The sequence below is a fragment of the Dyella sp. 2YAF14 genome, from assembly GCF_052114725.1.
Lineage (GTDB): Bacteria > Pseudomonadota > Gammaproteobacteria > Xanthomonadales > Rhodanobacteraceae > Dyella.
In genome coordinates, this window is the sequence record NZ_JBFRFH010000001.1 from 223,719 (window position 1) to 235,445 (window position 11,727).

Here is an 11,727-nt window from a genome sequence, read left to right on the forward strand (position 1 = left end):
GAAATACCATGCCTCAGATGATGAAAGCCCTGGTCAAGCGCAAACCCGAACAGGGCATCTGGATGGAAGAAGTGCCTGTTCCCGAGGTCGGCCCCAACGAGGTGCTGATCAAGCTGGAAAAGACCGCGATCTGCGGCACCGACCTGCACATCTATAAGTGGGACGAGTGGTCCCAGCGCACGATCAAGCCCGGCCTCACCATCGGCCATGAGTTCGTCGGCCGCATCGTGGAGATCGGCCCGGGCGTGACCGGCTACAAGATCGGCGACCGTGTCTCCGCCGAAGGCCACATCGTCTGCGGCCACTGCCGCAACTGCCGCGCCGGCCGCCAGCACCTGTGCCCGAACACCGTGGGCATCGGCGTGAACCGCAATGGCGCGTTTGCCGAATACATGACCATGCCGGCCTCGAACCTGTGGCCGATCCCGGACCAGATCCCGTCGGAGCTGGCCGCCTTCTTCGACCCGTATGGCAACGCTGCACATTGCGCGCTGGAGTTCGACCTGATCGGCGAAGACGTGCTGATCACCGGCGCCGGCCCGATCGGCATCATCGCCGCGGGCATCGCCAAGCATGTGGGCGCCCGTAACGTGGTTGTCACCGACGTCAACGACTACCGCCTGAAGCTGGCGGCGGACATGGGCGCCACGCGTGTGGTGAACGTGGCCAACCAGTCGCTGAAGGACGTGATGAAGGACCTGCACATGGAAGGCTTCGACGTGGGCCTGGAAATGAGCGGCAACCCGCGCGCCTTCAACGACATGCTCGATTGCATGTACCACGGCGGCAAGATCGCGCTGCTCGGCATCCTGCCCAAGGGCGCCGGCATCGACTGGGACAAGGTGATCTTCAAGGGCCTCACCATGCAGGGCATCTACGGCCGTCGCATGTACGAGACCTGGTACAAGATGACCCAGATGGTGCTCACCGGCTTCCCGCTTCAGAAAGTTCTCACGCACCAGATTCACATCGACGATTTCCAGAAGGGCTTCGATCTGATGGATGCGGGCAAGTGCGGCAAGGTCGTCTGCTCCTGGAGCTGAGCGAACCCTGTCACACCTCGGAATTTCCTGCGGGAAATCCAACCTGAAAGGTCGGCCGCCCTAGTACACTTCGACCAAGGCGGCCGACTAATCGCTGGGATTGTGAAGGTATCCGGCCCAAGGGCTGGATACGGTCGGCGCGCGATGGCACGGGAGCATCGTCCGCATGGCTGATCTGTTCAGCAATCGTCATCTGGCCGCGGGACGCGACCGCGCCATCGCCGTCTACCAATCGCATCGCACACGCAAGATCGCCTTGATCGTTGCGATCGTGGTGATTGTCTTCGGCATCCTCGGCTTTCTTGCGGCGCCATCGATCATTCGAAGTCAGATCGAAAAGCGCGCCAGCGCCGCACTGCAACGCCCCGTCACGCTGGGTGCCGCGCATCTCAATCCGTATACGTTGCGGCTGCAGCTGGATCAGCTGCATATCGCCGACAGCGATGGCAAGTCGGCCTTCGTCGATGTGGACCAGGCCGTGATCAATGTGTCATGGGCCTCGCTGTTCCGCATGGCGCCCGTGCTGGATGAACTGGTCGTGCAGCATCCGCGCGTCCGCATCGTGCGCACCGGCGACCAGCGCTTCAATTTCAGCGACATCATCGATCGCTTCAACGCCACGCCGTCCGACCCGAAGGCGGCACCGGCGCGCTTTGCGCTTTCCAACATCAGCGTGCACAACGGCGATATCCAGTTCGCCGATGAGGCGATGAAAGCCAACCATCACGTGGAAAAGCTGGAGCTGGGCATTCCCTTCATCGCCAACCTGCCCAGCGATACCGATGTATTCGTGCAGCCGCTGTTGTCGATGAGCGTGGATGGCAGCCCGCTGCGCGTCGAAGGCCACACCAAGCCGTTTGCCGACAGTCGCGATTCCACCATCAATTTCCGCCTGGATCGCCTCGATCTGGCGCGCTACATCGGCTATGCGCCCACCACCCTGCCGGTGGCGATACCCAAGGGACTGCTCAGTGGCGATCTGGTGCTGCATTTCGTGCAGGCCAAACCGACGCCGCAGCTCCAGCTCACCGGCAAACTGCAGATCGACGACTTCGTGCTCAACAGCAGCAACGGCCAGTCGATCCTGAGCCTGGGCAAAGGCACGGCCGAGCTCAGCGACGTGCAGCCGCTGACGTCGCGTTATGTGCTGGGCGCACTCGTGCTGGACCGTGCGCAGCTCTTTTACACCGCTGCCGCCGGCGGCCACAGCAATTTCGACGCGCTCACGGCGGCCCCCGCCAAAGCGGATGCAGACAAGAAGGCCGCACCCACCGATCTGCGCATTGCCTCGATGACGCTCGCCAACAGCGCCATCCATTACACGGATGCTGCCGGCAGCAAGATCGACCTGGGCAATCTGCGCGGCAATATGCAGGGCCTGAGTCTGCAGGCAGCCCCTGTGGCAAAGCTTGATGTGACGGCGCAGTTCTTCGGCGGCGACCTCGGTATGAAGGGCACGGTGGATCTGGCCAAGAACAAGCTGGTCGCTGCGCTGACGCTCAAGCAGGTCGACATGGCGCCGCTGCAGGCAGCCACCTATCAAGGTATCAATGCACGCCTGACCAAGGGCAAGCTCGATGCCACCGGTCAGCTGCAAGTGGATTGGGGCACACCGTTCAACGTCCACCTCGCCGATGCGCACGCCACGGTGACCGACTTTGCGATGGAGCCGCAGTTCAAGGGACATGGTTCGCCCGTGTCCTGGAACACGATGGAAGCGGAGATCACCCAGGTCGACCTGGTCACGCAACAGGCGCAGCTGGGAACCGTCAAAGCCACCGGCCTCAGCCTGGACGTGCAGCGCGACAGCAAGAAGTACATCAGCCTGGTCGATCTGTTCGCTGCCAAGGACGCGCCGAAGAAGCCCGTAGCCGCCAGCGGTCCGCCGTGGCACTGGAGCGTGGCTCACCTCACCTTCGACAATGCCGCGGTTGCGTTCACCGACATGGCGGCCGGCGACAAGCCGGTGAAGATCAAGATCGATTCGGTCAGCGGCTCGATGGACAACCTGAGCGACAAGCTCAACGAACCGCGCGATATGAAATTGTCGGGCACGGTGGCCAAGGGCAGCTTCACCGCCAACGGCAAGCTGCAACCGCTGCCTACGATGGCCGACCTGCAGATCGATACCAAGCGACTGGATATCACCAATTTCCAGCCGTATATCAGCGTGCCGTTGAACGTGGTCATTTCCAGCGCGCGCGTCACCAGCAACGGCAAGCTGCATTACGACGGGCGCAGTGCGGAACCGAAGTTCACCTATAAGGGCAATGCGGCGCTGGAACAGGTGCGCATCCAGGACAAACTTACCGGCGATGATTTCCTGCGCTGGCGCACGCTCAGTGGCTCGAACCTGGATGTCGCCTATGGCTCGGGCGCGCCGCGCATGCATGTGGCCGGACTGGTGCTCAGTTCGTTCTACGCGCGCGTGATCGTCAATCCCAACGGCACCTTGAACCTCTCCGAAGTGGTGGCCAATCCCGAGGTGGCACCGGTGTCCGTCACGCGTGCCGCCAACGAGCAGCCTTCCGGTGCAGCGGTGCCGCCCACCCCGGCACCAGCGGCAACGGCACCAGCGCCTGCCGCTGCGACCGCCGCTGCGCCGTCCAAGACCACCAAGGGCACCACCACTACGGCGGTCGTCCCTGCCACCAACGCACCGGCGACACCGGCTGCGGATGTGCGTATCGGTGGCATCACCCTGGTCAACGGCCAGCTCAACTACACCGACAACTTCATCAAGCCCAACTACACGGCCAACCTGACCAAGGTCACTGGCAAGATCGGCACGATTGCGACCACGCCTGGCGATCCGCCGGCGGAGCTGTCGGTGCAGGCGGCGCTCAACGACAACTCGCCGGTGGATATCGACGGCACCATCAATCCGCTGCAGCCGGTGGCCTTCCTCGACATCAAGGGCAAGGCCAACGAAGTCGAGCTGACCGGGCTCAGCGCCTATTCCACCAAGTACACCGGCTATCCCATCACGGCCGGCAAGCTGACGATGGACGTCCATTACACGCTGGACCAGCGCAAGCTCAACGCCGACAACCATATCTTCATCACCCAGCTGACTTTCGGCGATCGCGATGAAAGCCCGGGCATCAAGCACATGCCGGTCAAACTGGCCGTGGCCTTGCTCAAGGACACGCAGGGCAATATCGACGTGGACGTGCCGGTATCGGGTTCGCTCGACGATCCGCAGTTCAGCATGGGTGGCTTGATCTGGCGCGCCATCGGCAACCTGATCGCGAAGGCCGCCACCGCGCCGTTCCGCCTGCTCGGTGCAGCCTTCGGTGGCGGCAGCCATGAGGATCTGGGTTACGTGGAGTTCGATGCGGGCTCGGCCGTGCTCGACAAGAATGCGCAGGATCGCCTGGGCAAGGTCGTGGCCATGCTCAACCAGAAGAACACCTTGAACCTGGACATCATCGGCCGTATCGATCCGTCCAAGGATCAGGACGGCCTGCGCAAGGTGACCGTGGACAACATGGTTCGCCGCGCGAAGGCGCTCGACCAGGACGGCAAGAATGCCGATACGTCGGATGCCGCACTCGCCTCGGTCAACGTGACGCCCGACGAGTACGAAAAGTACCTCAAGCGCGCCTATAAGGACGATGACTTCAAGGGCAAGCCCAAGAACATCATCGGCCTGAAGAAATCGCTGGAACCGGACGAGATGCGCAGCCTGATGGAAACCAACATCTCCGTCGACGATGCCGCCATGCGCGACCTGGCGCAGCGTCGTGCCACCGCGGTGCAGGCGTGGCTGAAGGGCAAGATCGACGACAAGCGCGTTGCGATCAAGGATCCGAAGCTGGATACCAAAGACATTGACGACAAGGGCAAGACGACGCGGGTGGAGTTTGGGTTGCACCAGGGGTGAGGGGCTTCTTTGCTCCCTCTCCCCTGCGGGGAGAGGGCTGGGGTGAGGGGCCGGCCTAGCCTCATGCTTTGATGGATGCGAACTCGGGGCTCTGAAGAGCCACCCAGGCTAAAGAAGAAACGCTGTCGCGAGCACCCGCCCCTCACCCCAACCCTCTCCCCGCAGGGGAGAGGGAGCAAAAAGCTCGCCTTCCCAGTCCGCTCTTAAAGGCTCAAAATAGCCTTTTGCCCCAGCGGAACTATCCCCATGAGCTACCCCGGCCAGTCTCGCTACGCCAGCGAACTCGAATCGATCCGTGAGCAGGGCCTGTTCAAGGCCGAGCGCATCATCGTCTCGCCGCAGTCGGCGAAGATCCGCCTCGACAGCGGCAAGGAAGTGCTGAACTTCTGCGCCAACAACTACCTGGGACTCGCCGATCATCCCGAGGTGATCCAGGCAGCGAAGGACGCGCTCGACACGCATGGCTTCGGCATGGCGTCGGTGCGTTTCATCTGCGGCACGCAGGATCTGCACAAGGAACTGGAAAAGAAGATCTCGGAGTTCTTCGGCAAGGAGGACACGATTCTCTACGCCGCCTGCTTCGACGCGAACGGCGGTCTGTTTGAGCCGCTGTTGGGCGAAGAAGATGCCGTCATCTCCGACGCGCTCAATCACGCCTCCATCATCGATGGCATTCGTTTGTGCAAGGCCAAGCGCTTCCGCTACAGCAATTGCGACATGGCCGATCTGGAAAAGCAGCTGCAGGCTGCCGATGCTGCAGGCGCGCGTACCAAGCTGATCACGACCGACGGTGCATTCTCGATGGACGGCTTTATCGCGCCGCTGGATCAGATCACTGCGCTGGCCAAGAAGTACAACGCCCTGGTGCATATCGACGAATGCCATTGCACCGGCTTCCTCGGCGACACCGGCCGCGGCTCGGCCGAGGTCAACGGCGTGCTCGACAAGATCGACATCATCACCGGCACGCTGGGCAAGGCACTCGGTGGTGCGCTGGGCGGTTTCACCACCGGCCCGCGCGAAGTAATCGAGATGTTGCGCCAGCGCTCGCGCCCTTACCTGTTCTCCAACTCGCTGCCGCCGCACGTGGTGGCCGCCGGCACCAAGGTGTTCGAGATGCTGGCCGCTGCAGGCGATCTGCGTGACAAGGTCAAGGAGAACACCCGCTACTTCCGCGAAGCGATGACCAAGGCAGGCTTCGACATCAAGCCCGGCGTGCATCCCATCGTGCCGGTGATGATCTACGACGCCAAGAAAGCCCAGGCCATGGCGACCGAGCTGCTTGATGAAGGCATCTATGTCACGGGCTTCTTCTACCCCGTGGTGCCGCAGGGCCAGGCGCGCATCCGCACGCAGATGAGTGCGGCGCATACGCGTGAGCAGCTGGATCAGGCGATTGCGGCGTTTACGAAGGTGGGTAAGAAGCTGGGCGTGATTTAAAGCGGATTGGAGCTGCGCCTTTCCCGATGGGAGAGGCGCGGTCTCTGGCTTTCTGTAGGAGCGCACTTGTGCGCGACCGCCGACCACATCCCTTGCGTGAGAGGCTGGTCGCGCACAAGTGCGCTCCTACAAGGGAGAAACAGGTTATCCGGCGCCGCCTAGAGATCGCACTTCTTCTGCGGTCAGATGCCGCCACTGCCCCTTCGGCAATTCGCCAAGCGGCATCGAACCAATCGCCACGCGGATCAGCCTCAGCACATCGATCCCATGCGCTGCCAGCAATCGCCGGATATGGCGGTTGCGTCCCTCATCGAGCACGATTTCCAGCCACGCATTCTTTTCGCCATGTCGCAGCAAGATCGCGCGACGTGCAGCAAGGCGTTCGCCCTCTTCCACCACACCGGCGACCAACTGATCCAGTAGAGCCTGATCGGGAATATCGTTGACCTGCACGTGATAGGTCTTGTCGACGTGATGCCTCGGTTCGGTCAAGCGCGCCGCCCAGACGCTGTCGTTGGTCAGCAAGAGCAGGCCTTCGCTGGCCTTGTCCAGTCGCCCCACCGGTCCCAGCCATGGCAGGCCGGCATCCTTCAGCAAGTCATACACGGTGTCGCGACCGCGCTCATCGGCAGCACTGACGACTATCCCGCGAGGCTTGTTGATCGCGATATAGACGCGCGTACTGGCGGCAATGGGTTCGTTGTCCAACAAGATGCGTTGGCGCTCCGCATCGGCGGGACGCTCCGGATCGAGCACGACCTTGCCGTCGACGCTGACGCGTCCTTCGCGTATCGCCTTCTCTGCCTGGCTGCGCGAACACACGCCCAGCTTGCTGAGCACGCGCGCCAGACCATGGCGAGGCGCCGATGGTGTGGACGGGCGTGAAGCGGGACGAGGCGGACGCATGAGTGAAACTCGCAAAACAGATGACGACACCACGCATGGTAGGCGATACCTGCGTGTCCACAAAAGAAAAGCCCGGCTTGCGCCGGGCTTCTCCGTACAGCTTGTAACAGATCCTATTACTGCTGGACCTGCAGTTCGGTGCGACGGTTGCGAGCGCGACCGCTGTCCGTGTCGTTGGAGTCGATCGGGTCGTTCTTGCCGTGACCGATCGGGCCAACCAGACGATCAGCCGTGATGCCGTGGGCCGTCAGGTACTTGAACACGATCGCAGCGCGACGCTCCGACAGATCCTGGTTGTACTGGTCCTTGCCGACCGAGTCGGTGTAACCGGCAACCGTGACCTTGACCTGCGGGTAACGCTGCAGGGTGTCGACAGCCTGGTCGAGGATGGCAACCGAGTCGGTGGTCGGCTCAGCCAGCGCCTTCTTGATGTCCGTCTCGCCCTTCTTCGGGCGGTCGAACTTGAAGTTGACGCCGCGCAGGTCGATCACGACCTTCTGCGGGCAGCCGTCCGGACCAACGATCGTGCCTTCCGGCAGATCCGGGCACTTGTTGTCGCACAGGTTCACGCCGTTGCGGAACTGCTTGGAGCAGTCCGGAGCGGCCGGAGCCACCGGAGCGGCAGCCACGGGAGCAGCAGCCGGCTCGCCGAAGCGCGACACGATGCTGAAGCCCAGGAACCAGTCGCCGTAACCGTTCTTCTCCGGCTGGGACTTGTCATCCCAGTCGTAACGGTAACCACCTTCCACGCGGAAGTCGGTGCTGTCGGTGACCGTCTTGGAGAGGCCGACGCCCACTTCAGCAGCCGGCGACCAGGCGTGGTCAGCCGGGTTCATGTGGTAGCTGCCCATCACGCCCACGAGAGCGTACGGACGCCATGCGTTCCAGTCACCGTAGTAGAAGCGAGCAGCAACGCCGACGTTGTTGTTGGCCCAACGATCCGAACCGCCGTCGATGGTGCGCTTGGTGCGGTCGAAGAACACGTCGATCGAGGTGTTCGGCGCAATGAAGCGACCAAAGCCCAGACCGTAATAGACCTGGCGGCTGTTGGTGTTGCGATCGGTATCGTTGTAGTAGCCGCCCACGGTCGGGGCGATGTACCAACGGCCGTCGTAGCTCGACGTCGTCGACGTGGTGGTGCTGTCTTGCGCGTGAGCGGCACCTACGCCGCCCAGAGCCAGGGCAATCAGGAAATACAGGCCCTTACGATTCATCAGGTGTCTCCTCATATTATTGGTATTCGCGTCCGTTCCACCCCAGACGGAAAACGCGCGTCTCCTACTACGGGACGTTTCCTGTCCCGTGCTTTGCGTCCCGATCGGGGGAAATGTCACAAGACTTCAAGCGCGGCGGAGTGTAGCAAAATCGTTAAGAGCATCGCACGGCTCGCAAGACGCTGTTGGTGAGCCACTGTTCAGGCAAAGAACGCGTCGATGACGATGTTGTTGAACAACTGCGACAACCTGTCACTGCAAAACAACGCCTTACTTCGATAAGCCATATTGCAAAAAAGAAAAGCCCGGCTTTTGCCGGGCTTTTCCTACATCTAACGCAGTGGTTCGATTACTGCTGAACCTGCAACTCCGTACGACGATTGCGGGCGCGACCAGCATCCGTGTCGTTCGTGTCGATCGGATCGTTCTTGCCGTGACCGATCGGACCTTCCAAACGACTTGCATCGATACCGTGCGAGGTCAGGTAGTCGTACACGATCTTCGCACGACGTTCCGACAGACCCTGGTTGTACTCCGCCGTACCCACGCTGTCGGTGTAACCGGCAACGGTGACGTGCACCTGCGGATAACGCTGCAAGGTATCGACAGCCTGGTCGAGCACGGCCAACGAATCCTTCGTCGGCTCAGCCAGCGCCTTGCTGATGTCCTTCTCGCCCTTCTTCGGACGATCGAACTTGAAGTTGACGCCGCGCAGGTCGATGACGACCTTCTGCGGGCAACCATCCGGACCAACGATGGTGCCTTCCGGCAGATCCGGGCACTTGTTGTCGCACAGATTTACGCCGTTGCGGAACTGCTTGGAGCAGTCCGGAGCCGGCGGCGGCGGCGGCGGAGCCGGCGGGGCCGGCGGCGCACCGATGCGCGACACGATGCTGAAGCCCAGGAACCAGTCGCCGTAACCACTCTTGTCCGGCTGGGTCTTGTCGTCCCAGTCGTAGCGGTAGCCGCCTTCGAAGCGGACGTCGGTGCTGTCGGTGACGGTCTTGGATACACCAACACCCACTTCAGCCGCCGGCGACCAGCCGTGCTCGAAGTCGCTGATGTGCTGGCTGCCCATCACGCCGCCCAACAGGTACGGACGCCATGCGTTCCAGTCGAGGAAGTAGTAGCGAGCTGCCACGCCGTAGGTGTTGTTCGACCAACGACCGCCGCCGGCAGCGGTATCCACGGTGCGCTTGGTGCGGTCACCGAAGAAATCCAGCGAGAAGTTGGGCGCGAAATAGCGACCAAAGCCAATGCCGTAATAGAACTGGCGGCTATTGGTGTTGCGGTCGGTGTCGTTGTAGTAGCCACCCACCGTCGGCGCGATATACCAGCGGTCGTCGTAGCTGGACGTTTCGGTGGTGGTGACCGGTGCCGCAGTGCCGGTGTTGTCCTGTGCATGGGCGGCGCCTGCGCCGCCCAGGGCCAGGGCAATCAGGATGTACAAGCCCTTACGTTTCATCAGGTGTCTCCTCGTTTATTGGTGTACGCGTCCGTTCACCCCAGACGGGAAAAGCGATCAAGCCTCGATTCCTACTCCTAGTGAATCTCGGACCTGACTTCTAACCTAGTGCTTGTTTACCCGAAACGGGCGCGGAGTAGCTTAGCAAAAGTTAAGCAATTGCAAATCGACCCCAAACGCCCGTTCATTTTCAGCTCACGCCGTCTTTACAGCGTGAAGAAACCAAGGAACTGCTGGATTGGCATGGCGTCTAGCTTAACGGGGTCTGCCGTGGCGTTCAGGATGGTTTTGACCTGGTGGGAGGGCAACTGGCTGCGCATGGCGGCCTCAAACTTCTTTAACAACACCGGGATACCCTCCCCCCTGCGCTTGCGGTGGCCGATCGGGTAGTCGATGGATACCTTCTGGGTGCTGCTGCCGTCCTTAAAGAAGACCTGAACCGAGTTGCCGATATAGCGCTTTTCCGGGTCGTAGTAGTCCTTGGTGAACTGTGGATTCTCGCTGACCACGGTCTTTTCGCGCAGGGCGTCGATGCGGGGATCGGCGGCCACCTCGTCGCCATAGTCGTCGGCGGTCAGGCGGCCGAAGATCAGGGGCACGGCCACCATATACTGGATGCAGTGGTCGCGGTCGGCGTAATTGGCCAGCGGGCCGGTCTTGTCGATGATGCGGGCGCCCGCCTCCTGGGTCTCGATCACCACCTTGTCGATCTGCCCAAGCTTGCCGGCGACCGCGCCGTGCAGCTGCATGGCGCATTCCACCGCCGTCTGGGCGTGGAATTCGGCCGGATAGCTGATCTTGAACAGCACGTTTTCCATCACATAGCTGCCGAACGGGCGTTCGAACTGGAAAGCGTTGCCCTTGAAGGCCACGTCGTAATAGCCCCAGGTCTTGGCGCTAAGGGCCGAGGGGTAGCCCACCACCCCGCGGTAGACCGCATTAATGGCATGCATGACGGCGCGGCGGCAGGCGTCGCCGGCGGCCCAGCTCTTGCGCGGGCCGGTGTTCGGGGCGTGCCGGTAGGTGCGCAGCGCCCCGTTGTCGACCCAGCTATGGGAGACCGCGGTGACGATCTGCTCCTTGCTGCCCCCCAGCATCGCCGTGGCGACGGCCGTGGAGGCCAGGCGCACCAGGATCACATGGTCCTGCCCGATGCGGTTGAAGCTGTTCTTGAGGGCGTAGCAACCCTGGATCTCGTGGGCCTTGATGGCATAAGTCAGCACGTCGCGGACGGTCATCGGCTGCCCGCCCTCGCGCTCGGCCTTGCGACTGAGGTAGTCGGCCACCGCCAGGATGCTGCCCAGGTTGTCCGAGGGATGGCCCCATTCGGCCGCCAGCCAGGTGTCGTTGAAGTCCAACCAGCGGATCTGGCTGCCGATGGCAAATGCCGCCTGCACCGGATCGAGCTCGTGGCTGGTGCCCGGTACGCGGGCGCCGCCCGGCAGGTTCGCCCCCGGCACGACCGGGCCGAGGTGCTTGACGCACTCGGGAAACTTCATGGCCATCATCGCCGTCGCCAGCGAATCCAGCAGCATGTAGCGCGCCGTGTCATAGGCCTCGGTGGAGTCGATGCGGTAATCGATCACATAGTGGGCGACGTCCACCATCGGCTGATCCGGATCGGGACGCTGGGCGGAGCGGATGTCATGCGCACTCATGGGGACCTCGCGGCTGGGGACGATGCTGCATGGAGGATCGGAGCGATCATCGCATTAACTGATAGCCGTCACCCGCAGAGCCAGCCTGAGGCGGGTCGGGAACGCTGCGTTACAA

General features: G+C 62.2%; 7 protein-coding genes. 3 read left to right on the top strand and 4 right to left on the bottom strand.

The window, feature by feature from the left end; genetic code table 11:
• The first annotated feature begins 8 nt into the window (after positions 1–8).
• The 3 genes from tdh (at position 9) to kbl (ending at position 6,369) form a co-directional block, all read left to right on the top strand.
• A complete protein-coding gene (tdh, locus tag AB4Y82_RS01080) occupies positions 9–1,043 on the top strand; it encodes an L-threonine 3-dehydrogenase (RefSeq protein WP_441603557.1) in 1,035 nt (344 codons plus the stop codon).
• Positions 1,044–1,209: 166 nt separating this feature from the next.
• Positions 1,210–4,929: a DUF748 domain-containing protein gene (locus AB4Y82_RS01085; protein ID WP_441611074.1), complete on the top strand. Its 3,720-nt coding sequence runs from the start codon at positions 1,210–1,212 to the stop codon at positions 4,927–4,929.
• A gap of 246 nt (positions 4,930–5,175) precedes the next feature.
• Entirely contained in the window at positions 5,176–6,369 is a 1,194-nt protein-coding gene (gene kbl, locus AB4Y82_RS01090; protein ID WP_441603559.1) for a glycine C-acetyltransferase, read from the top strand.
• 144 nt (positions 6,370–6,513) lie between these two features.
• Here kbl and AB4Y82_RS01095 read toward each other — a convergent pair whose 3' ends face one another.
• The 4 genes from AB4Y82_RS01095 to AB4Y82_RS01110 form a co-directional block, all read right to left on the bottom strand.
• The gene (locus tag AB4Y82_RS01095) at positions 6,514–7,275 is read right to left on the bottom strand and encodes a pseudouridine synthase (RefSeq protein ID WP_441603560.1); all 762 of its coding nucleotides are present in this window, start codon (positions 7,273–7,275) and stop codon (positions 6,514–6,516) included.
• A gap of 116 nt (positions 7,276–7,391) precedes the next feature.
• Positions 7,392–8,489 carry an OmpA family protein gene (locus AB4Y82_RS01100; protein WP_441603561.1) on the bottom strand — a complete coding sequence of 366 codons (1,098 nt, stop codon included), beginning with the start codon at positions 8,487–8,489 and terminating at the stop codon, positions 7,392–7,394.
• A gap of 349 nt (positions 8,490–8,838) precedes the next feature.
• A complete protein-coding gene (locus AB4Y82_RS01105) occupies positions 8,839–9,954 on the bottom strand; it encodes an OmpA family protein (protein WP_441603562.1) in 1,116 nt (371 codons plus the stop codon).
• A 206-nt stretch (positions 9,955–10,160) separates the two neighbouring features.
• A complete protein-coding gene (locus AB4Y82_RS01110) occupies positions 10,161–11,612 on the bottom strand; it encodes a bifunctional 2-methylcitrate dehydratase/aconitate hydratase (protein WP_441603563.1) in 1,452 nt (483 codons plus the stop codon).
• Positions 11,613–11,727 lie beyond the last annotated feature (115 nt).